Source organism: Comamonadaceae bacterium OTU4NAUVB1 (assembly GCA_024372625.1).
GTDB lineage: Bacteria > Pseudomonadota > Gammaproteobacteria > Burkholderiales > Burkholderiaceae_C > Variovorax.
In genome coordinates this window covers 1,695,859-1,718,185 of record CP099605.1, presented here as the reverse complement: position 1 = coordinate 1,718,185, position 22,327 = coordinate 1,695,859, and the positions used below count along the sequence as shown (strand labels likewise).

The window sequence follows — 22,327 nt, the reverse complement described above, 5'->3', positions numbered from 1 at the left end:
GAGGTGTGGATGCGGTGGCTCAGGGCTCTCTCATGACCCAGGCCCGGCGCTCGGCGGGAATGACAGTGCGGATCCAATCGGTGGGATCGATCGTGGTGATGAAGCTGCCCACCAGGCCGATGGCTTGCACGCCGGCAGGTCCGGCCGTACCGGCTGCCCTGGCGACGGCCTGTGCGATGAAGGCCTGCGCCTGCACGCCGGCAGCCAGCACCACCGCCTCCGCGCGCGCGACGACCTGGCCAACGCTCGCCGCTGCAGCGATCCCAGCCGGCTGCGCCATGGCTGGCGTGCTGGTGCCGCCCGATGCAGCAGCGGCGCCGACGCTCGACTGAGCACCGGTCCCCGCAGGCATGGCGCGTGCGATGCCGGCAGCGGCCGGCGCGCCGACTGCACTGGCGACTGCCACACCCGGCACTAGAGCCTGTGCTGCGCCGGCCGTGCTGGGCGTGGCCACCGAGCCGGCGGCAGCCACCCCGGCGGGCTGAGCAGTGGCCGGAATGTTCGAACCACCGTTCGCGGCAACAGTGCCCACCGCGCCGGTGCCTGCTGCGCCAAGCGGCTGCGCGCGCGCCGTGGCGCTGGGTGATGGTGTGCCCACGGCACACACGCCGGCCACGCCGCCTGGCTGTGCCATGCCGGGAACGTTGGTGCCACCGTTTGCTGCTGGTGAACCGGTCGCGCCAGCCGCCGAGACACCTGCGGGCGCGGCCTGGGCGCGGCCCGTGATTGCGGCTGCGCCGATGCCGGAGGCAGCTGCGACACCCGACGGCTGTGCGGCGCCGGGATTGCTGATCCCGCCCGTTGCAGTTGGTGCGCCTACCGCAGCGACGGCGTTGGCGCCAGTCGGCTGCGCTTGAGCAGCGCCACCGGCAGCCGGCTGGCCCGTGCTGCTGCCCGCGCTGATGCCTGGCGGCGTTGCAGTCGCCGGGATGACCATGCCGCCGGCTGCCGCTGGCGTCCCAATGGCTGCACTGGCGGCGGCACCGGCTGGTGTTGCGCGCGCAGCGGCGCTGCTGACGGGTTGACCGATCGCCCCGGTAGCCGCTACGCCCGCCGGCACGGCCGCCGCAGAGACGACCACCGTGCCGCTCGCCGCAGGCTGGCCGACCGCAGCAGCACCCACCACACCAGCAGCGGCCGCCCTCGCACCGGCGGTAGCCACCGGCGCCCGAACAGCTGCAGCGGCGCCCAGCCCCGCCGGTGTCGCCCGGGCCACGCCCCTTGCAGTCGCCGAGCCGATTGCCGCCGCGGCACTCACCCCTGCGGGCGTCGCCGTGCTCCCGCTCGCAAACGCGTATTCCGTGGTCGGCTTCGTGAACGGGTACGTCGGGTAGATCGCCCCGCCGTCCTGGAACACCACTTCATCGACGCGCGACGTGCCGGTGTCCGCCTCCAGGCCGCCGCTGGAGGTGATGTGGGTATTGAATCGAAGGATGCCCTGCGGCGTCTGGCCGCCCGGGTAGGGTCCGTTCAGGATCCGCGTGACCTGCGTGTCATCCGAGCCAGCGAAGCCAACCGACATGACGCCGGACATGTACTGAATGACCAGGAAGCAGTTTCCAGCCTTCAGCTTGTTGTTGATCGCGACGGCTTGACCAGATGCCAGTGCACCGTCGATGTCCGGACCGCCCGGCTTGTAGAAGTAGATGTCGGTATCGCCGCCGCCGCCCGTCTGCAGCACCCAGGATCCGGGGTCGCCGTCCTTGCCCTGCGTGGCAATGATCGCCCGGCCGTTGTCCGAGTTCATTGCAATGCCGAGCCGGAACGCCAGCGTCCAGTCGCCCGTCGGCACGATCGCGGCCGTGGTCGCGAGCGACTGTTCGCGGTTCAACAGCGCCATGCCCGAGCCGAGGTACGGCCCGGCGGTTGAGACCGACCCCCCGTTCACAAACGCCCACGGGACGGCCGAGCCGCCCGTCACCTCGTTGGTGACCGTCGTGGAGCCATTGGCTCCATTCAGGTGGAGCAGCGAACGGGGCGTCGGCATGTCAGGCGATGCGGATCACGCCAGCGGCGGCAGTGGGCGCAGGCAGCGTGACCGTGAACGCGCCGTTCGTGCTGGTGATGTCGGCGCCGAAGTCGAGCACCGCCACGGCGGCGCCGGCACGCGTCGAGTTGTAGATCAGCGCGCCGCGCGCCGTGATCGTGGCGTTCGCCCAGCTCGGGTCGGTGGTCCAGTCGAGGATGGCGGTGTCCGTGTCCAACGTCGCAGCGAAGCCAGCGAGCGTCTGACCGCCAGCGGTGTAGCCGGCGCCCGTGACTTCACCCGTTGCGCTGTAGGCAGCGGTGGCCTTACTCAGGGTGGCCGAACTGGGATAGAGCGCGATCTTGTAGACGTCCGCCGCGGTGTGCGGAGACATCGCGAGCAGTTCGCGCTTGAACGAGTTGACGAGGGCGGCGGTGATGGCCATGGTGGGTCCTTTGGGGTGTGGTGAAGGAAGGGGGTCAGGGCGTGGCGCGGCCAGCCAGCGCAGCGGCTCGGCACTCGCGGTAGGTGTTGCCCTGCTCGACGACCTTCGCGAGCAGGCTGCCCATCGAGTTGTCGAGCAGCGGCGTGGGCGCGGGACAGCTACTGATCACGAGCGGGCTCGGCTGGCTGTCCGGTGATGGCCTCGTTGGCAAGGCGCACCCCGTCGATAGGAACCCGGCAATCGCGATACACCACGTTCTCGGTGATCTCGCGCTGAGTCTTCTGGACGATGGTCTTGTTGACCGGCTTGAGTGCGGCGATGGCATTGGCGGCTCCCTGCTGCGCGGCGTCGCGCGTGGTCTCGATGGACTTATCGATGCGGGCCTGCGTGGCGATCTCGTGCTCGGCGCCCACGTGCTTCCCATACAGGAAGGCACCGCCAGCAGACGCGGCCCACGCCAGTACGGCGGCGAGGATGGCGTAGGGCCGCAGCATCAGTTGTCCTTGGCGGCATAGTCGAGCTGGCCGGCGGTGCGATTGGTCCAGCCCTTGCCGTAGGTCGACCAGGTGCTCAGCGACGTGTAGTGCCGCAGACGGAAGGCGTTGAAGCGCAGCAGGATGTCATTCAGGGCTGCGGCCTTGACCGCTGCGATCGTCAGTGGCCCGATCTGGCCGTCCACGGCCACGCCGGCGGCGTACTGCAGCGCGCGCTTGGCGGTGCCCATGCCAGCGTTGACTGCGAAGTCCCACATCTGGAAGACGACGGCCGGGTGCAGCTCGTCGGCGCCAGCCTTCAACCACCAGTCGCGGTAGTAGATGGCCTTGGCCTGCTCGAGCGTCAGGTTGCGGATGTCGAGGTCGCCGTAGGTGTTGGCGGCGATCCCGAACTTCGTCCCCTTCAGCTGACCGACGTTGACGCGGCCGCTGGTCCAGTTGCCCGCGTCGCGCGGATCCTGGCTGAAGGCGCCCTCATGACCGATGAGGCGATCGAAAGCTTCGTCAAAAGTCATCGTGTGGTCTCCAGTGGCGCCAGGTCGGTCCGGGCGCTTTCCGGGGGGGTGTCGATGACGCCCGCCGTGGTCCTAACCGGCCGCCATGCGTGCGAGCTCGACAGGAAAATGATGAGGATGGCGGTCTCGAGCATCAGGCTGGCCCAGCCTACGTTCTCGCCCCACCAAGGCCGGGCCATGCTGACGAAGCCAGCCGTCATGCAGAAGACGTACTCGAAGCGCACGCGCAGGAGCACGTAGCGATCCATCGCGTTGAGGCGGCAGACGCAGATGCCCATGATCGTCAGACACAGCAGCGCGTTGAGGCAGAGCACCAATGGCTGGTTGGTCTCGAGGTGCATGAGGAAGTCCATCACTGGACACCCCCCTTGCCGCGCACGATGTCGATGAAGCCGTAGAGCATCGAGACGATCTTGCTGAGCAGCGCTGGCCAACCGTCACCAACGAAGCCGATGAGCAGTGCCACCGGCGCGAGCAGTGCACGCTCGGAAAAGTCAGGGTGCTTCGTCGACAGCCAGGCCGACAGCCCCACCGTGAGCAGGATGGCCAGGCCGACCACGCGCAGGAAGTAGAAGACCGCCGCCCACCGGCTGGATGTGGACCGTCGGGCCAGCGCGAAGGACGCGCCGATCACGGCGGCCGTGGCGATGAGCACATAGGGCCCGACCACCTCAGCCATCTTCGGCGAGAACACCGACGCGGCCACGATGATCGACAGCCCCACGGCGTCGATGACAGAGGACTGGCTCATCGGCTACCCGTTTTCTTCCGGCCGGACCATTTGGGGGAACGTGCCGGGCACGGCCACGATGACGGCGTCCAGGCCCACGCGCGTAGTGACGTTGCCGGTCTGCGCCGCCTGCTTGAGCGCGGCGACCTGCATCGAGCGCTGCTGCCAGGCGCGCGCTGGCGGGATCAGCGCGGCGATGACCAGCTGCAGCACCAGCGTGTTGCGCGGCGAAAGTTCCAGCATCTGCGCCAGCTCGGGCCAGTGGTCGAGCGCCATCTGTGCGCCGTCGAGCAGGATCGGCAGCATGGTGCCGAGCAGGCCCAGCCACATTGCCCAGCTGGCGTACCAGCCGGCGACGATGCGCGCGTTGTAGAAGTCGGTCAGGCGCTGCTTGAGGTCGGGGGACATGGCCAGCACCTCAGGAGATGTTCGCCACGCAGATGTTGAACACCTTGCCCGGCATCTTCATCCCACCGCCGTACATGAACTGGGCCCCGGCCGGCTTCATTTCGAACCGAGGCTTGCCCGGGTACGTGTGCATGATCATCGGACCCCAGAGGACGTTGTGCACCATCTCGCCCTCGAAGTCGGCGACGGCGAGCAGGTACTGCTCGGTGCCGTGGTTGTCGTAGTCTTCGGCGACCACCATGTCCTGGATGCGGCTGTCCTGCATCGTCCGGCGCACGGTCATCTTTCCGCCGTTGATGTCCGCCCATGTCGCCGCGTTCTCTTCGCGCGAGACGAAGATGTACTGCTGCATCACATCGGCCACGAGGTCGGTCTGCAGCCCGATGGCCTTCTCACGCACGTGAGTGATCCAGGTCAGGTTTTCGCCCAGGAACTTCTTGTCCGTCTCGACCCACTTGCTCGGGTCGACCGCCCTGGGGAAGCCGCCGAGCGTGACGACGTGCGCGTCGCCCTTCGCCGTGCCGTAGATTGCGTAGTACTCGACCTTGTTGGAGATCGGCGTCAGAAACACGGACGTGACCGGGCTGTCGGTCTTGATCACCTTGGCGATCTTCGGGATCTGCTCCGGCGCCTTCGCAAAGCTGTACGGCCATTGGTCGGCGCCTGGGCCGACGTCCGTCGTCTTCAGGAACGTGGTGCGGTCGCTGAAGTACATCTTGTTGATGAACTGGAACAGCGGCGACGCGTCGATGAGGACCGCCGTCGCCTCATCTTTCGAGCCGACCATGATCAGACCTTGGCGCGGGTAGCGATTGCTGAACTTGCCCGTGGCCCAGTCCTGGCGCTGCTGCTCGTTGGCCTTCCAGCGGGCGGTGTTGCCCGTCGTGCCGTTCTGACCTTCAGCGACGCCGCTGCCGTTCAGGTAGCCGTGGCGCGGGTGGCCCGTCGTGAAGCTGATCGAGGTGGCGGACTTCAAACCCGTCGGGAAACTTCCCAGGTACTTGGCGAACGCGATGTTGCCCAGGTTGTGCATGCCGGGATGCGGTTCGTTCCGTTCGCCCCACCAGCCTTCACCGCCATTGGCGCCGCCGGCGTTGGGCTTCTCGACCGTGCTGCCTTCGCCCAGGCCAGTCAGCGAGATGACGGCGACCTCGCTCGCCTTGGTCTGGATGTTCCACACCACCGCCGCGGCGTATTCGTAGGACGAACTGATCGCGCAGGCAACCGGCTTCAGATGCGCAGGCAGCTTGCCGTGCGTCTTGTTCGTCATCGTGTTGGCGCCCAGCGTGCCGAAGGTGCCGTCGGCGAAGAAGTTGAGCGACATCGTGCCCCACGTCGGACGACCATGTCCGGTCGCCGTGCAGACCGGGTTCTCGAACTTCACACCCTGGGCGTCGCGCATGCGGCGCAGCTCCATCCCGTTGTAGCGCTCGTCGCCATCGTTGCGGATGTAGCGGGTCCAGGAGAATTCTGGCTTCGTGCCGATCGTGTAGTGCACGCTGACCGAGCCCTGCAGGTCGGACACGCCGAAGTGCTTTTTCGGGTCGGTGGGCAGAAACATCGCATGCAGGACGTTGGACGCGTAGTCGCCTGCGTCCTTGTTGAACGTCCCGAACTCGTAGCCACGGATGTCGCCCAGCGGCATCAGCTTGTGCTCAGGCTCTTGCAGCGTCGGCCGGTTCTGCACCTTGACGCTCTTCTTGCCGAAGCGGTACTCGAGGCCCTTGAGGGTGTGCATGCTCTCTGCCATCGCGAGCCACGCCCCATCGGTCGTTGCCGGGGGAGTGGGCGCGACGACGACGGGCGGCGTCGGCGTCGGCGTTTGCTCCGGCGAGGGCTTCGGCTGCAGCACGGGCTCGACCACAGACACCGGCAGTGTCGTGGGAGCGTGACAAGCCTTGAGCATGCCGACGAACGGATCGACGCCACCCCAGGTCGGCGCCGCGCAGGCGTGCTTGCCGACGGGCAACTCGGCGACGCGCCACTTGCCCGCCAGGCCCCAGGCCACGCGCGTCGGCGCAGCCAACTCGAAGCTGCCGCCCTCGTCGGAGAGCTTGGCGCCGAGGATCGGATCGGTGGCAGGCACTGAAACGGGAACACCACCGCGCTTGAGGGTGAACTTGCACTGCTTGCGAGGCACCGTCATCCCACCAGAAAGCCCGAACGTCGCCGGGTGGCACACGTAGGCGCCAGCGTCCAACGTCTTCTCGGTCCAGGCCGTGCCAGCGCCGTAGCTGACAACGGCAGGTGCCGTCAGCTTGAAGTTGGTACTGGCAGCGTTGGCCTCGTCGGCCAGCTTGGTGCCGGCTGGTGGCGCGGCGAAAGCGGCACCCGCCAGCGCGAGGGCGGCGAGCACGGCGAGGGTGCGTTTCATAGGTCAGGTCCTTCAGGGAGGGGGTTCTAATCGATGCTAGGAAGAGCCCTCTCGCGCGGGGACACACGTGGCGCAGCCAAAGAAAAACCCGCCGAAGCGGGTTTCATGGGATGGGCGTCAATCTCAATCGGGCTTCACAGGTTGCCCAGGCTAACCCAGTCGGTTCCGAGCGCGTTGCCACTGCCCGTTGTGATGCGGATCCAGCCCTTGGGCTGCCCGACCGTGGCGTCGATCCGAATGGCTTGGTCGCCCCGCGCCCAGGCGCCGGTCGTCGGCATCGCGCCGACATAGACGATCGTGGGAGGACGCGAGAAGCCCAGCGCACGGCAGCGCCCGACGCAGCGCACCACCTCCCAGGCATTGCCGCCGATCGACTTGATGGCCAGTTGGTCACCCTTGTCGGTCAGCACCACGTCGTTGCCTGGCGTGCGACCAAGATCCAAGACCGTGTCGGACGCATCGGGTCGGATCTGCATCGTGACGCCGTAGCGGTTCTGGAAGATGTAGGTCAGGCCGATCGATGTGTTCGCAGGCGGCAGTGTGAAGACCCCGCTGGCTGACAGCGCGATCGAATAGCCCGCGAACGCAGCATTTGTCGACCCTGTGCTGCCAGCAAAGTCCCTGTTGGGCGGCGTGTCGAAAGTCACCGACACACCTGACGCGTTTACCGCGCGCACAAGGCCGTTGGCGGTCGAGGACCAGCCCGAGCCCGATGGGTTGCGGATCTCAATGCCCGAGAAGGTCTGCCCTGCGCTGGCGCCCATCTGGATGGCCAGGACGATCTTGGGCGGCGAGCGCGTGTCGACGATGCGCGGATTGATGATCGTCACCTTGCCGTGGCCGGTCTGCTTTGCAGCATCCGCAGCGGCCATGAACATGACGAGGCCCGACTGGTCTTCCAGCGTTGCCGCCCCTCCTGACGTGTTCGGATCGATCACCTCGATCCCGTCGATGATCACGTCAGGCGAGGCTGGGATCCAGCGTGCGAAGTCCACGCCGCGCCCGACGCTCTCGACGATCTTCACGCCCGACAGCCGGATCGACCCGTTGATCTTGTTGGCGACGACCATGCCGCTCTGGTTCAGGTCCGGATTCGCGAAGCGCAGCGCCCCATAGCTGCCGTCCTTGCGCGACTCGTAGCCGATCACCGTGACGTTGTAGTTCCGGCTCGCATAGTTCGATGAGGTCATGAAGCCCGGCACCAGCTGCAGGCCGCCGTACTTGTTGCCGAAGGTGCGCACGCCGATGAGCACCACATCGATCACGTCCTGGCCCGAGGGGTCCGGCTCGATGTCGATGCCATAGGCCGGTTGCACGAACTTCGTCTTGCCGGTGTTGTTGTACTCGCCCCCGTCGACCAGTCCCTTGGACCATGACACGATCGACAGGCCTTGGCGGCGGTTGTCATCGCCCAGGCAGTTCGAGAGGATGCCGCCGGTCGTCGGGTTGGTGCTGGTCTCGATGGAGTTGCCCACGTAGAAGCCATCGCCCCAGCACTTGCGCCCCACGCAGTTGAACAGCCGCGGATTGATCGCGCCGGCGACGTAGAAGCCCATGCCCCACTCGCCCGGCGAGCCGGTGTGGGTGTCGACGGAGCCCACCACCTCCAGGTTGTAGATCGTGACGTTGGTCGTGTCGCGCAGATTGGCGATCACGTAGGCCGGCGCGGTGTTGGCGTTGCTCTTGGCCAGGAATCGGGCACCGGCGGCGGCGGTGACGAAGCTGCCGTTCTTGAACTTCACGCCGCCGCCATACGAGGCGTTGGGGTAGTTCGGATCGACCGCGTTGACGATGAAGTCGCGCTTGGGGATGAAGATGTGCGGCTCGGCGTTGAATGCCGCCTGGATGGCCGCCGTGTCGTCGGTCGAGCCCGAGGCGCCCGCACCGAACCACAGGATGTTGGCGTCGCCAGCGAAGCTGCGTTTCCAGCGCCGGCTGCCCGCGTCCACGATGATGGTGCCGCCGTTGTCCACCGACGTGGTGTCGCCGAAGTCGCGCTCGAAGATGCCGGCGATGCCCGCGGCGGTCAGCCGCACGCTCCTGGCGCGCCCGGTGTAGGCGCGCAGGGCCACGTAGCCCTGCATCGTCTTGGCACCATCCGCGATGTCTTGCAGGCTGCCGCCGTCATAACCCACTAGGTCGACGCCAGCCGCCGCAGCCAGCTGCGTCAGGGTGACACGCTTCTCCATGTCGATGGTCTTGGCCAGCTGTCCAGCAGCGAAGGCGTCTTTCACGACACCCGAAGCGGACAGCAGCGCAACGACCTTCTTGACCAGCGACACTGCCACGCCTTGGGTCGGGATGATCGAGTAGGCCACGTTGCTGATGGTAGGCCCGGCGTAGGGCGTCACCAGCTGGAGCACGGTGTTGCTGGTGACGCTCTCGATCTCTTCGGGACCGATCGGCGTCTTCAGGCCGTTCGATTCGGCCACGTTCTCCAGCCAGCTCGTGCCGGTGCCAGTGACAGTCGTGCTGCCGTTGACCAGGCTGATGGTGCCTTCGCGATACCAATTGCTCATGCGGCTGGCTCCTCAACACCAGGCCCTACCGCCTGCTCGGCCATGCCGTCGACCGGCGCATGGACCGGCGTGGCGCCGACGTAGTCATGCCCCGAGGCGGCGAGCAGCTGCTGGATGAACCATGTGGGCAGATCCTCGATCCTCCCGGACACTGGCATGGCGGGGATCTGCGTGGTCGCCAACAGCACCGGGTCCTTGCCCGCATCGAACATCTCGCGCGAGACATAGCCGGCCAGCGTGACGGCCGACGACTTGCTGATGTGGCTGACGGTGTACTGCTTGACGACGTGGAAGTGCGCCACGGCACCGCTCTGGTTGGAGACGATCGCCTTTTCCAGGCCGATGATCTGACGTGTGTTTTCGAGCATGGCGTGATTCCTACGGCTTGATGCCAAGTGAGCCGAGGGTCTTGCCCACGGCGATCGTGACCGGGTAGATCCAGGTCTTGGTGAGCCAGTCAAAGACCTGCGCTGGATCGGTTTGGAGCGGCATCTGCACCCAGGCATTCCCGAGACGAAAGCTGTTCTCTGGCGCCCTTTCCGCCAGGGTGGTGCGCCCAGCAATCTGCGGCAGGTCCAGGGTCTGTCCTCGCATGACCACCTTGCCATTGGCGTCGATGACGCAGAAATCGCGTGGCGTCGCAAGGGGTTGCGTATCGGCCATCAAGCACCTCGCTTTTCGATGCGCACCGTCAGGCGCACGGTGGGGGGCGAGCCGTCACCCGTCCCGATGTCGGCTGACCAGGCAGCAGTGATCGTGCGGGCGCCCGCCGGGTAGTCGGTTGTCGTCTCATTGATGACGGCACCTGACCGATAAATTCCCCCTCCGTTCTCACCGCCGCCACCGATGAGCGAGGCTGTGACGTCAGAGGTTGGCGCGTCCGTGAGGGACAAATAGGCCGTGTAGGGACTGGCCGAGTTGCGCGTGACAGAGGGCCCATTGAGCGCGAATGCGTGTGGCGACACGCGCCAGATCTGACCAGGCGGCACCGTGAACGACACCGAAGCCATACCCGCGCCCGAGGCCGATAACGTGACAGACAGCGCATATCCGGCCACCTTGAGCGTGTCGATGTCGGCGTTCTTGATGCGCGCCGTCTCGATGTAGACAATGCCGCCCTCGACCTTCAGCAGCGGTGTGAGCACCGTTGCCGTGGGGTCGTTGGCGACCAGCACGCGATCGGCGAACAGGATGATCTCGGACTGCACCAGCGTGCCACCGCTGGAGCTCGTCGCGCCCGTGGAGATGCCTGCGAGGCCGCGCTTGCCCGTGCTGCCGATCACCTCGGTGCGCAGCATGAGTTGCGCGCCCAGGTTGCCATCCAGGTTAGCCACCGTGTTCGCCTGGATCTGGACGGTGGCGGTGAGCGCGCCGACGGTGCCGCCGAGCGCGCTCACGCTCGACTGCACCGTCGTCACCTGGGAGGCCACGGCGTTCACTGCGCTCACCCGGGTGGTGGACTCCTCAACGATGCCGGCCAGCGCGGTCTCGGTCTTCACGGCCAGGATGTCCACGCGCGAGGCCGAGGCGGAAGACTGGTCGGCCAGCACCGTGATCTTGCTGGTGGCAAAGGCCTGGAAGTCGTCGAACGAGGCGGTGATGCCCTCGAACTGGGTCGCCATCGCCTTCTGATCCGTGACGATGGCTTCGACCCGCTCATAGATGCCGGCCTGTGCGGTGCCGAGCTTCTCGTCGGCGATCACCACGCCCTCGAGCTGCGCCAGTGCAAGCTCGTCGATGGCGCCTTGCAGCGTGCCCTTGATGCTGCCGATCTGGCTCGATGGCGAGGACAGCACGACCACGGCGGCATAGCCCGGCGCGCTGCGGTTGCCCGCCACGTCGACGGCCACCACCCAGAACACCTTGCGGCCGAACTCCGACTGGGTGGTCTCGAAGCGTTTGCCCTGGAACTGGGCCAGGACGACCGACCCCCCGTACTCCTCGCCCAGGCTGACTTCGAGGAAGGCGATCGGCTGCGTGCCCTTCACGTCGTTCGGGATCAGGACGATGATCCGGTTGCCGTCGACGGCCGAGGCCGTCGGCAGCGGCTGCTTCGGTCTCAGGATTTCGATCGTGTCGTAGACCGGTGCCGACCACTTGCCCGTCGTGTTGTGGTGCGCCGCCCAGACGATCTGGCTGCCAGCCGGGAACCAGCCGAGGTTCGCGCTGCTGGCGCGGCCGTCGAACAGGACCGTGTCTTCGGCCAACTCCCAGGTCAGGCCGCGGCGGATCTGCGTCGCGGACCAACCGAGCAGGTCGATGCCCGCCGGCTCGTCCCAGTACGCAAAGATGCCGGTGAGCTCGGGCCGCACGTCCAGTCCGAGCACGCTGTCGGGCGGACCCTCGAGGCCGTGCAGCTCGTGCGACACCACCGACCAAGCGCTGGACGCGTAGGGGGTGACGAAAGCCACTCGGATCACGTAGACCCGGTTGACCTGCAGGCCCAGCAGGTAGTGCTCAGTCGAATCACCGGGCAGCGTCACTTTTTGCCAGGCGTCGTCGGTGCCAGCAGCACGCCACTCGATCCACACGCCGTTCGCGTACTGGCGCACATACTGATCCGGCGACTGTGCCCATTGCACCTTGGCGCGGACGATCATCACGCCGTCTTGCTGGACCATCTGGCTCTCGCCGCTGAGCACGACAAGGTCGAGCGGCGGCGCAGGCTTCAGGAAGGGCGACGGCAGGCTCGTGTTCGGCGCGGCGTCCGCGCGCGTCTCGTCGATCTGGTCGTAGAAGTCCTCGACGTCTTCGACGCATTGCAGCGCCACAGGCGTGCCAGCCTGGTAGGTCCAGTCCTGGACGCGGAACGTCTTGTTCGTGAACGCGTACAGCCCCGAGCTCAGCACAATGCGGTCGCCGGGCTGCAGGTTCCAGGCGAACATCTTCGGGAAGACCTGCACCACGAAGCCGCCCCGGCTCTGCTCGACCAGCACGCGGCTGATCTGCTGGGTGCGGATGTGGTTGCCGGTGAACGACAGCGTCGTGTCGAGGAACTTGTCCTTGACGTCCTGGGCCCGGAAGTTCGCGTTGACGTAGGGCGTGAAGTCCTCGGTGACGCCCAGGCGCGTGGCGTTGACGTAGCTTCCCTTGGCGCCGTTGTAGCGCGCGGTGCCGACATTGCAGGTCTGCACGATCGCCATCGGCATGACCATGTCGTCGTCGGTCAGCGAGAGCACAGGCGTCGACCAGGCGCCGGCCTGGATGCGCCAGACGCCACCGGATTCCAGGCTGAAGCCCACCATCGCGTCTTCGATCTGCTGGCGGGTGGCGTCACGGTCCTGGTCGGAGCGGAACATGCCGTCGCAGGTGTAGCGAGCAGTGCTGAAGCCGAACGTCGCCGGATCCACGTTGACGACGGCCGGGTCGTAGACGGCGACGTCGCAGGCATTGGCCGCGCCGATGACGGCGTCCACTTCGATCTGATCGGCTCCGGCCTTGTAGCCTGCCTCAGAGCGGATGAAGTCGGCCAGGCACAGCGCCGGGTTGCGGCTGTAGACGGTCTGACCGGTACGGTAGTCGTAGACCTTCTTGCCGCGCACGCGCGCCGTGATCTCCGGGACGCCTCCCTGGAAGCGCTCCAGGCGCAGGTCCACCGTCACGACCAGGTAGGTGAACCCCGAGAGCTTGTGGTCGACGGTCCAGAGGTCCGGCCGCGCCGCACGCAGGAACGCGTCGGCGGTGTCGACGCCGCCGGGCGAGAGGTGGACCTGCACGTTGAGCGCCGAGCCCGCACCGTCGACCGTGTACTGGATCGTGCCCTTGGCGCCGATCGGGCCTCTGAGCGCGCGGGCGCCAAAACCAGCCGGCGACGATGTCGTCTGCTGCACCGTCGAGCCGTAGCTGTTGCCCGCCTGATCGCGGATGTAGTTGACCGAGAAGCGATCGGCATCCAGGCCCACGGGCAGGATCCAGTAGCCCTCGCCCGACATGCTGGTCTCGTCGCCGGGCTCTGACATCGCCACGAGCTCGAACGCGTGCGTCTCGGTGCGTGGCACGCCGTCGTCGAGCCGGAAACCCGGGCCGTCGGCATAGCCGGCGATGTCTCGGTTGCCGATCGATTCGCCGCCGATGAAGATTTCATCGACGCCGGCACATTCGTGCGAAGCCAGCACATAGACGATGTGCTTGTACTGGTCGACGTCGCCGCTCACCAGAACCGCCACGATCGATCCGCCGACCGGCGAGGGCTGGCCGTAGATGACAGGCCACGGCGAATCGGCCGAGAGGATGGATGTCGTGCGGTCCTTGAGATTGGCCGCCTCCACCTCGGCCGCGCGCTGCGCCGCGGCTCGGGCCTTCTTCTTAGCCTGGATCGAACCGTAGACGCTCGACGCAACCGATAGCACGAACAAAGCCGTGCCGACGGTGACTGCGGTCGTGCCAATCGTGAACAGCACGATGCCAGTGATGGGCTCGGCCATGACCGCCGTGCTGCCCAGCAGCAGCGTCGCGGCGGCAAGCCAGCGCAGGATCAGACGCGCCATGCGTTCACCCCCGCGCTGATGGGCCAGAAGACCAGGCCGTCGCTGTCCGGCACAACGATGTTCGTGCCGGTGCAGATGCCGAAGGTGTAGCCACTCACGCGCCCGATTGGCCGGCCGCTCGCCACCAGGACCACGTCGCCGCGCTGCGCCATCAGCGAGGGGATGGACGGGCCCAGCCGCTCGGTCGCCATCGCAGCCAGACCGCCATCGGCGCGTACGCGGCGCATCAGCGCGAGCAGGTTTCGAGGCTCATCGGCTGGCACGCGCAGGTCCGCCAGCGGATCGGCGCCCGTCTTCTCCAGCACCCAGTCGGCGGCGATGTGCGCGCAGTCCTGCTCGAAGTAGACGAAAGGCAGCGCGCGGCGCGCGGCAATGAAGGCGTCGAGGTTCGCAGGCATGCTTTACCCCCTCGCCCGTGCACGCGCGTTCGCGTCGGCCTGGAAGCGCTTCGTCAGCCACACTGCCTCGTTGCCGATCAGGCTGGAGAGAAACTCGAAGCCACGCTCCCCTGGGTGCCTCTGCTGGTGCTGCACGTTGTTCATGCGCAGCGCAGCCGGGTTGCTGCGCACGTCGTAGGAAGCGGTCCGGCAGTCCAGCGCGATCGATCCGGTGTTTCCTTCGCGCGGGAGCTTGAGCTGGTCCATGACGCCGCTGAAGCGCAACACGGGCGCGCCGACCAGCTGGAACGTGTCGGTGCTGACCAGTCCGACCCATACCCTCACGGGGCGATCCTGATAGTCGCCGGGGTCACCCAGCGCCAAGGCACGCGTGCCGAAGTCGACCGGGGACAGCGAGAGCGTCAGCTTCTCCTCTGCGCCGTCTTCGCTTTCGTGCAGCTGGCTGATGCTGCCCAGGTTGCCCGTGCCCTGCCACTCGACACCGAGCGCGGTCAGCGTCACCGGCCAGGTGGTATAGCGCGCGGTGCCGGAGCGCAACTGCAGCTCGACCAGGGCCAGCTCACCGTACTGCGGAAGAGCGCCCGTTGCTTGGAAAGCGGAGTTGGTCGGGATCAATACCACTGCTCCAGGAGGTCCAGCGAGAAGCCGCCCTGCTTGCCCTTCGACACGCTCCAGGAGTCAGAGTCCGACTGGGACTTCATGAGGCACGTGGGGTAGCTCCAGGCGATCGCGCTGTTGGCGACGACCGGCGAGCGCAGCACGGTCTCGAACGAGACGGCCATCAGGCCCGAGCCATCGACGACCGTGTCTGCCTGGACGTGGAGCATCTGGCGGTTGGTGCCGCCCTGATTCACCCCGAACCAGTCCCCGGCCAGCAGCGTCTTGCCTGCTTGATCGGCTCCAGCCCGAATGACCATGGTCTTGGCGCCAGCGGCAGCAGCGGCTGATGCAGTCCAGGTGCCGCGTGCCGTGCCGCGGGGCACCGAGTTCAACCGGTCATGCACCGCCAAGTGGTTGACACGGCCGCCCAGTGCGTGCAGTAGGGTTCGCCAGCGCGCGGCGTCCTCGTCCGAGATCAGTTCTGGCGATGCCAGCGAGCACGTGCGTCGCGGGAAGCCCAGGACCGTCGTCTGGGTGGTACCAGTGTCTCCGCCCCCGTACGTCAGGTCGTACCGGTGCAAGCCGAAGCTGTGCTGGGACACAAGCAGATTGATGGGCAGCGCAATGATGCTCATCGGGGGGCCGGATGCGATTTCGGAGGCATCCGGCCCATGCTAGGAAGACGTCTCAGCCCTGCGGCAGCACCTTCATCCGCTTGAGCTGCTCGATCATCTGCTTGTTGCTCTCGCCAGCCACGCGCTGCATCTGAGCCAGCGCCGCTGCCTTGTCGGCCGTCCCATCGATGTGATACGTGGGTGCAAACACCAGCCCACCGCCGCCGATGCTGTCCGCCGGCGTGACGTTGCCGCTCGACCCGCCCAGCATGAACTGGTTGCCGTTCGAAGCGGTGAACATCTCGGGCGCGCCGGTCTCGTTCACCCGATACAGGCTGCCCGCCTGCGTTGGGCCGCCGTATTGACGCGCACCGCCATAGCTGGTGCCCGAGATCGTGCTGATGATCGACGCGGTCGCCGCGGCCACAGACGCCATCGCGGCAATGTTCTCCGGAAAGGGCTGCGACGCCGCCTTTGCAATGCCAGTCTGGATGGCAACGATCGAGCTGGCAATGGCGAACGCTTTCTGCGCCGCGAACATTGCCTGGTAGATACCGGACTGCTCACCGTCGGCGCGCTTGAGCACGTTGGCGATCGAGCCGAAGGCGTCCGAGGTGCTGGTGAGGGCCAACTGGTTGGCGGCATCGCGCGTCTCGGCGATGCGCCGGTGCATGTCGATCTCGATCGCGGCCTTCTTGTCGGCGTAGATCTGGCTCGCCTCCAGGTCCTTGGCCCAGGCCTGCTGGTTGGCGGCGAGCTCGGCGGCGGCCTGCGCCATGATCAGCGCGACCTTGTCCTGGACGCCGCCGGCCTCAGAGCGGACCTGCAGCGTCGAGATGACCGTGCTGGCGCGGCTGGACTCGAGCTGCTTCTGCTGCGCGATCGCTTCGCGCGCGGCCGCCAGCTTCTTCGTCTCCGCTTCTTCGAACGTGGTGGCGCCGCGCTGATAGGCAGCCTCGGCCTGGCGGATTGCCTCGTCGCGGATCAGCAGGATGCGGCCCTCCTCCGACTGCGTGAGCAGGATTGCCGCTTCGGCACGTGCTTGGTCGTTGCGGTCGGCAAGTTCCCCCAGGGCCTTGTCGGCTTGGAAGGTCGCCAGCTTGCGCGCACGCGCCGCCTCCTCCGGTGTGGCCGAGCCGGTCTTCTCCGCGACGTTGGCGCGCCGGATGGCTTCGTCGCGGATGCGCTCGACCTTCTGCGTCTCGTCGATCGTGGTCGCGATGTTCAGATCGGCGATGCCCTGGACGTTCTTCTCCTCGACCAGCGCACGCTCCCGCGCGAACTTCTTTTGGATCTCGATCTTGGCCTTTGCGTAGATCTCGGCGTTTTCCTTGTCGGTCGCCGCGCGCTTGGCGTTCTCGGCCAGGGCCTTGCGCTCCTGCGCGTCGATCTTGTCGATAGCGAACGAGTTCTCGGCGACGAGCCCCTCGTAGTACGCCTTGGCGGCCTCGGCGCGCGCGGCGAACTTGCCGGCCTCCTTGTCGTCCCCGCCGCCAGCCGCTCGCAGATTGGAAGGCTTACCGGTCTCGACTGCCTTCGGCTTCCCGGCTCCCGCCTCCCAGGCGTCGCGCATCTTCTGGCCAGCCAGCTTCGCCCCAGACAGGGTCTTGGCATCGGCGGCATCCAGGGTGGCGCGCCGCCCCGCCGAATCAGCCACCATGGCCTGGCCAATCGCCTTGGCGCCGGCGAAGTCTCCCGACATCACCGCCTTGACCTGCGCCCCGATGCCGCCGATCTCTGCGCCGATGGACTGGAAGACGAACGCCACGTTGCGGCCGAGCACGCTCAGGGTCTGCCAGACCAAGTCTGCAGCATCGACCACGTACGAAAGAAACGTCTTGGCGGTGGTCGCCCAGTTTTGGATCGAATCGTTGCGACCCAGCTTGTCGGACTCGGTGGTGGCGTTTTCGAACTGCGTTGCCAGCTCATCGAACATCTCCCCCGTGCCCTTGGCGATGCCGGTCAGTGCGGCACTGGAGCCCGTGAGGGTGTCGAGCTTCTCGTTTGCACGCCCCGCCGCATCGCTTGTGACCTGCAGGGCGCCAGCGACGGTCTGGGGAAATTTCTCGAAGTCAGCCTCGATCTTCGAGGCGGCTTTGCTCAGGGCGTTCACGACGACATCAGCCGTCAGCTTGCCCTCCTCGCCCATCTTCTTGAGAGCGCCGACAGGCACGCCGATGCCGTCCGCCAGCTTCTTCATCAGGTAGGGCGCCGTCTCCATCAACGACTTCAGCTCATCGCCCTGGAGCTTGCCGGACCCGAGCGCCTGGCCGAACTGCAGCATGGCGGCCTTGGCCTCGACGGCTGAGGCGCCCGACACTTTGATGGCCTTGCCCAGCAGTTCGGTGATACGCAGCGTGTCGTTCTGCGTGCCCCCCATTTGCAGCAGCGACTGGTTCAGGCGGGTGAAGACCTCGACGTTGGCCGAGACGGCTGTCTGGGTGTCGCGGCTGATGGCGACCAGCCGCGCCATGGCGGCCCCGCCCGCCTCGGCACTGTCTGCCGCGACGTCGACACGGGCTGACATCAAGCGAATGTCGTCGGCCAGCTGAGCGGCTTTCATGACCGCGTAGGCAGCGGCCAGGACCCGGACGGCCACGGCCAGCGCGTTCAGTCGCGTGTTCAGGCCTTCCGCCTCGGTCGCGGCACCACGGAACGAGGATCCGGCCGCCTGTGCAGCCGATCCTGTCTTGCCGAACTCGGCGCCGGTGGTGCGCAGCCCGACGCCGGTCGCGGTGAACTTCTGCCCTGCCTTCTCGGCCGCAGTGCCGGCCGTGTTCAGGCTGTCGGTGACCTTCTTCGTCTGCTGGTCGACCCGGCGCTGCCCCTCGACCAGTCCAGCCGTCTCCAGGGTGACGTCGTAAAAGATCGACCCGACGTTCTCAGCCATCCGTGTTCCCCTTGAAGCGAGCCATGCCCGCCTCGTACTCGGCCCGGGTGGGCACGTCGCGCTTCTGGTTGTTCTTGTCCGGGAACTTCATCTCGAACATGGTCTGGAACTCGGTCATGCTGAGCGCTTCGGCGTCCTCGCTGGACAGGCCGAGATGCACGCGCGCGGCGGACACGAACTCCGACGCATCGAAGCGGTCGGAGAACTTGCCTTGAGCTGCGGTGGCTGTCTCCGGCCGCGCCTTGCCGACGATCCCGTGCTGCATGAGGTGGCGCGCGAGGATGACCTGCTCGAGGGCCGGCATCGCGCCTGCATGCCAGTCCAGCACATCGCCCTCAGCCACACGCGGGCCCAGCCACTCGCCTCGCAGGACACCGTCGTCCGTTGCGGCGGTCAACTCGGCCCAGCCGATCAGGGGCGAGACGTCAACCTGGTCGCACAGGCAGGCAAGCACGTAGCGGGCCTCCTGCGCCGCACGCGCGCCGAAGAGACCCGCGTAGAGCCTCACGATCGCCTGCGGGTCGCCAAGGGTCGAGATGCGGCCGAACGACGGGCGGAAGGTGAATTCCTGGCCGTCGGCGGTGGTGGCCCGCGTGAAGCCGCACTCGACGAGCATCTCAGGCGGCGGGCGTGAACACCACGTTGCCGTTGCTCATGGCGGTGATGCTCCAGGTGGCCGCGTCGGCATACGGGCGGTCGTCCGAGTACTCGCTGATGATGAACGGGCCTTCGTACTTGTCGCCGTTGGGGTCGGTCAGCCGCAGCCAGGCCTTCGGCTGGTTGTTCGTGGCCACGCCCGGGCTGATCGCCTGCGCCTTGAAGATCTTCTGGTTGTAGACGGTGTCGTCGTAGCTCACGCCGTCGCCGGAGAACTCAACGCTCTTGAAGGTCACGAGGTTCGTCTTGGTGAAGCCCGGGCTCTTGTCGGCCGTCGTGTCGACGGTCTCCCAGCTGGTCTTCATCGACTTGCCGCGCATCATGCCCAGCACCTTCCAGTCTGCGGCGATCGGCGTCGTGCCCTCCACGCCGATGGCGAATTCGATCTTCGTGTCGCGTCCTACTGCTGCACCCATGGTGAGCTCCTTTACGTTTGGTTGGTGATGGTCGAAATCGAAAGCTCGACGACGGGCCGGCCGTCGTTCGTGGGCGTGTAGACGGGCTCGCCCGGCTCCAGGTAGACGAGGCCGCCCGAGTTGGTCTGCATGGCTGTGATGACGCCCTGAGCCGCCGCCTCCGGGATGGACGCGGCGTCGTCGCCGGTGCCGATCAGCAGAAGCGTGAAGCGCGGTTGGCGCACCAGCGCGCCGGGCAGGCCGCCTATCGGGCGCAGCACGGCATACCGGTCGGTCTTGCGGTCATCAGTCCAGCGGCCGTACTGCAGGCGCCAGCCGGGCAGCAGCGGCGCGAGGAACGCGCGGAGTGCTTCGGTGGCGGTCATGGGGTCTTGATGCTCCCGATGACGACGGCGCGGATGTTCGGCTCGGCGATCTCGAAGCCCTTCTTCAGGAACTCCTTGGTCGCCGTCGGGCGCTGGAACGTCTGCTTGTTGTCCGGGTCGTGCACCGCAGCCGCGTACTCGGCCGTGTAGCCGACGCTGCCGACGATCTGGGTGCCCTGCTTCTCGATCGACCGGTACTGCGAGTTCAGGAGGTTCGACGTGTCGATAGGCGTCAGCACGCTGGCCTCGCTCGCGCCCAGGATCAAGCCCTGGACCATGCCGCGCGCAGCCTTCTTCTCGACCGCGTTGACGAACTGCGGCAGCTTGTTGACGACTCGCGCGCGGCTCACGTCACGACCTTCCAGTCGTCGGCCACCTGGTCGAAGGTGTCGGCGAAGCGGTTCACGGCCCGCACCTCGAAGGCGCCGGCAGCGACAGGGTCGAACCAGCCGCGGCCTTCCTCGCCGATCAGGATCATGTCGCCCGCCTTGATGCCGGCGCGCTCGGTGTGAATGATCTGCCGCGTGGTGAACTCGACGCCACGGGCATCGGTCATGCGGACGGACTCGGCGCTGTAGTCGCAGGCGAACACTTCGGGCTCGGCGTAGCCGGCCTTGCCGGTCCAGTCGTCACGATCGAGCCGCGCCCACAGCGTGGCTGCGGAGGTGTACGACCAGTTGGCCGCGGCGGACATCAGCCCACCACCATCATCAGGGTGTTGGCTGCCGGGTCGACGCCGACCAGCAGCGCGACCGTGCCCTTGATGTCCAGCGCGGCCAGCGAGCGACGCAGCGCGGTCAGGCTGGCGTCGAAATTCTTGAAGCTGCGCGAGGCGCCGGAGGCGGCACCTTGCGAAGCAATGCGGCGCGGCGCGCCAGCGGAGGCAATGAGCGCGACGGCATAGGCCTGGATCAGCACCCGGTCGCTCTCGCTGTAGCCGGCCGCGATCATGGCCGGCTCTGCCGTGGCCACCTTGACCACCGCGTTCTCCACGATGAACAACGGCACGCTCACGCCCAGAGCCTGATCCAGGTACTGCTGCGCTTGCGTGCTGTCGATCACTTCTTCGCTGCCTTGGCGTTGGTCAGCGCCGTCTCGGCGGCGGCGAGCTTCTCGCGGAGCTGCTTGGCCTCGGCGTCGGCCGATTCCTTGTCGGTCTTCAGCGTGCTGTTGACTGCCTCGGCGGCGGCGAGCTTCTCGCGGAGCTCCACCACCTCGAGGTGCAGCGCGTCGCTCGATGCGGCGGCGCCGGCTGCATCCTTCACGACCACGTCCTGCGGGTCATAGGTGAAGTCGGCCTTGGCGCCGTCAAGCGCGACGCTGCACTTGCCTTCCGCCCAGGCGGGCAGGTAGGGCATGTCGATGACGTCGCCGACCTTGGCGCCCTTGGGCCAGGGCGCCTTGAGGGCCTTGATTTCGTACAGCATGGGGATCTCCTTCAGGCCTGGGTGCCGTGGACGAAGGCCGACTGGCCTGCGTAGTCGCTGCGGAACTGCGGGGCAGCCGCGGCGATGACGCCGAAGACGTAGTCGTCCTCCGGCTCGATGCGGGTTTTGGGCCGCGTGGTCAGCGGCATGGCCGACAGGATGCCGCCCCACTCGCCGCCGTCGAGGTCGACAATGCCCAGCACCTCGTTCGGCGGCACGGATGCCGACGGCAGGATTTCCTTGATCTGGTTGACCGCGTTGAGGCGCTGCAGGATCGTGCCGCTGTAGTTCAGGGCGTAGTCGGTCGTGTCGGCTGCCGTGAAGTCAGCCTGATTCACGAAGAGCGTGATCTGGCCGTATTGGTTGTCGCCCATCGCCGCAGCGATCGCCTTCTTGAACACGTCGAGCCACTGCGCACCAGTGGCGGTCGCCAGGGTGTAGCCGTGGATGAACGTGTTGCGGCTGGGCAGGTTGCGCAGGCCGTAGATCGTGTTGCCGTCGACGTTGATGCCCGACAGGCCGTTCAGGGCCATGTCTTCGAGCTTTTCGGCGACCTTGCGCTGGTTGTTGGCGATGCTGACGGTGTCGAGCATGCTGCCGCCCTTGCGCAGGACCTCCATCTGGCGCCAGCCCATGCGGGCGTTCGACGTCAGGATGGGCACCGGGGTGCCAACGAACTTCATCACCGGCGAGTCGGCCTTGGCCGTGTTGCGGCCGTCCATCGACACCAACACGTCGCCTGAGTCGCTGACCTGCGGGTAGTAGTTCACCAGGTCGGCGATGCTCACCGGCGTGGTGCTGGCCTGGGCCAAACGGTTGAAGATCGTCAGGCGGCTGCGGGCCAGGGCCTGCGCGCGCGTGTCGATCCGACGCCAGGCGTCCAGCGGAATGGCGAGGGAGTTACCCTCCAGGCCATCGATCGCCGAGTTGGCGGCCAGGGCCACCATGCGCTGGTTGAAGCCGGCGCGGCTCGCCAGGATGGCGCGTTGTTGTTCAGGCGTGAACTTGAGCATGTGGCCCCC

The 22,327-nt window shown here is 66.9% G+C and carries 24 protein-coding genes; all 24 read right to left on the bottom strand.

Annotated elements, in window-relative coordinates; all coding sequences use genetic code 11:
• Positions 1 to 19: 19 nt before the first annotated feature.
• Entirely contained in the window at positions 20 to 1,987 is a 1,968-nt protein-coding gene (locus tag NF681_11525; protein UST52974.1) for a hypothetical protein, read from the bottom strand.
• Between the two features lies 1 nt (position 1,988).
• Complete coding sequence (locus NF681_11520; GenBank protein UST52973.1) at positions 1,989 to 2,411, bottom strand: hypothetical protein; 423 nt, start codon at positions 2,409 to 2,411, stop codon at positions 1,989 to 1,991.
• Between the two features lie 158 nt (positions 2,412 to 2,569).
• A complete protein-coding gene (locus NF681_11515) occupies positions 2,570 to 2,905 on the bottom strand; it encodes a hypothetical protein (GenBank protein UST52972.1) in 336 nt (111 codons plus the stop codon).
• On the bottom strand, positions 2,905 to 3,420 hold the full coding sequence (locus tag NF681_11510) for a secretion activator protein (protein UST52971.1): 516 nt from the start codon (positions 3,418 to 3,420) through the stop codon (positions 2,905 to 2,907). The genes NF681_11515 and NF681_11510 overlap by 1 nt, the downstream gene beginning before the upstream one ends.
• On the bottom strand, positions 3,417 to 3,761 hold the full coding sequence (locus NF681_11505; protein UST52970.1) for a hypothetical protein: 345 nt from the start codon (positions 3,759 to 3,761) through the stop codon (positions 3,417 to 3,419). The genes NF681_11510 and NF681_11505 overlap by 4 nt, the downstream gene beginning before the upstream one ends.
• A gap of 11 nt (positions 3,762 to 3,772) precedes the next feature.
• Positions 3,773 to 4,171 carry a hypothetical protein gene (locus NF681_11500; GenBank protein UST52969.1) on the bottom strand — a complete coding sequence of 133 codons (399 nt, stop codon included), beginning with the start codon at positions 4,169 to 4,171 and terminating at the stop codon, positions 3,773 to 3,775.
• A gap of 3 nt (positions 4,172 to 4,174) precedes the next feature.
• Positions 4,175 to 4,558: a hypothetical protein gene (locus NF681_11495; protein ID UST52968.1), complete on the bottom strand. Its 384-nt coding sequence runs from the start codon at positions 4,556 to 4,558 to the stop codon at positions 4,175 to 4,177.
• A gap of 10 nt (positions 4,559 to 4,568) precedes the next feature.
• Positions 4,569 to 6,914 carry a hypothetical protein gene (locus NF681_11490; GenBank protein UST52967.1) on the bottom strand — a complete coding sequence of 782 codons (2,346 nt, stop codon included), beginning with the start codon at positions 6,912 to 6,914 and terminating at the stop codon, positions 4,569 to 4,571.
• A gap of 152 nt (positions 6,915 to 7,066) precedes the next feature.
• Entirely contained in the window at positions 7,067 to 9,451 is a 2,385-nt protein-coding gene (locus NF681_11485) for a hypothetical protein (GenBank protein ID UST52966.1), read from the bottom strand.
• Positions 9,448 to 9,819: a hypothetical protein gene (locus NF681_11480; GenBank protein ID UST52965.1), complete on the bottom strand. Its 372-nt coding sequence runs from the start codon at positions 9,817 to 9,819 to the stop codon at positions 9,448 to 9,450. Before NF681_11480 ends, NF681_11485 begins: the two co-directional genes overlap by 4 nt.
• 10 nt (positions 9,820 to 9,829) lie before the next feature.
• Positions 9,830 to 10,114 carry a hypothetical protein gene (locus NF681_11475; GenBank protein ID UST52964.1) on the bottom strand — a complete coding sequence of 95 codons (285 nt, stop codon included), beginning with the start codon at positions 10,112 to 10,114 and terminating at the stop codon, positions 9,830 to 9,832.
• On the bottom strand, positions 10,114 to 13,938 hold the full coding sequence (locus NF681_11470; GenBank protein UST52963.1) for a DUF1983 domain-containing protein: 3,825 nt from the start codon (positions 13,936 to 13,938) through the stop codon (positions 10,114 to 10,116). The genes NF681_11475 and NF681_11470 overlap by 1 nt, the downstream gene beginning before the upstream one ends.
• Complete coding sequence (locus NF681_11465) at positions 13,926 to 14,336, bottom strand: hypothetical protein (GenBank protein ID UST52962.1); 411 nt, start codon at positions 14,334 to 14,336, stop codon at positions 13,926 to 13,928. Before NF681_11465 ends, NF681_11470 begins: the two co-directional genes overlap by 13 nt.
• A 3-nt stretch (positions 14,337 to 14,339) precedes the next feature.
• On the bottom strand, positions 14,340 to 14,951 hold the full coding sequence (locus NF681_11460) for a hypothetical protein (GenBank protein ID UST52961.1): 612 nt from the start codon (positions 14,949 to 14,951) through the stop codon (positions 14,340 to 14,342).
• Positions 14,948 to 15,571 (bottom strand): hypothetical protein, encoded by a 624-nt coding sequence (locus NF681_11455; protein UST52960.1) that lies wholly within the window; start codon positions 15,569 to 15,571, stop codon positions 14,948 to 14,950. Before NF681_11455 ends, NF681_11460 begins: the two co-directional genes overlap by 4 nt.
• Positions 15,572 to 15,623: 52 nt before the next feature.
• Complete coding sequence (locus tag NF681_11450; GenBank protein UST52959.1) at positions 15,624 to 18,440, bottom strand: tape measure protein; 2,817 nt, start codon at positions 18,438 to 18,440, stop codon at positions 15,624 to 15,626.
• On the bottom strand, positions 18,433 to 19,056 hold the full coding sequence (locus tag NF681_11445; protein ID UST52958.1) for a DUF6246 family protein: 624 nt from the start codon (positions 19,054 to 19,056) through the stop codon (positions 18,433 to 18,435). The genes NF681_11450 and NF681_11445 overlap by 8 nt, the downstream gene beginning before the upstream one ends.
• Position 19,057: 1 nt before the next feature.
• Positions 19,058 to 19,513, bottom strand: a complete 456-nt coding sequence (locus NF681_11440) for a phage tail protein (GenBank protein ID UST52957.1) — start codon at positions 19,511 to 19,513, stop codon at positions 19,058 to 19,060.
• Between the two features lie 11 nt (positions 19,514 to 19,524).
• Positions 19,525 to 19,878: a hypothetical protein gene (locus NF681_11435; GenBank protein ID UST52956.1), complete on the bottom strand. Its 354-nt coding sequence runs from the start codon at positions 19,876 to 19,878 to the stop codon at positions 19,525 to 19,527.
• Positions 19,875 to 20,228 (bottom strand): hypothetical protein, encoded by a 354-nt coding sequence (locus NF681_11430; protein ID UST52955.1) that lies wholly within the window; start codon positions 20,226 to 20,228, stop codon positions 19,875 to 19,877. The genes NF681_11435 and NF681_11430 overlap by 4 nt, the downstream gene beginning before the upstream one ends.
• Complete coding sequence (locus NF681_11425; protein UST52954.1) at positions 20,225 to 20,572, bottom strand: hypothetical protein; 348 nt, start codon at positions 20,570 to 20,572, stop codon at positions 20,225 to 20,227. Before NF681_11425 ends, NF681_11430 begins: the two co-directional genes overlap by 4 nt.
• A complete protein-coding gene (locus tag NF681_11420; GenBank protein ID UST52953.1) occupies positions 20,572 to 20,940 on the bottom strand; it encodes a hypothetical protein in 369 nt (122 codons plus the stop codon). The genes NF681_11425 and NF681_11420 overlap by 1 nt, the downstream gene beginning before the upstream one ends.
• Positions 20,937 to 21,305, bottom strand: a complete 369-nt coding sequence (locus NF681_11415; protein UST52952.1) for a hypothetical protein — start codon at positions 21,303 to 21,305, stop codon at positions 20,937 to 20,939. The genes NF681_11420 and NF681_11415 overlap by 4 nt, the downstream gene beginning before the upstream one ends.
• Before the next feature lie 11 nt (positions 21,306 to 21,316).
• On the bottom strand, positions 21,317 to 22,318 hold the full coding sequence (locus tag NF681_11410) for a DUF6260 family protein (protein ID UST52951.1): 1,002 nt from the start codon (positions 22,316 to 22,318) through the stop codon (positions 21,317 to 21,319).
• Between the last annotated feature and the right edge of the window lie 9 nt (positions 22,319 to 22,327).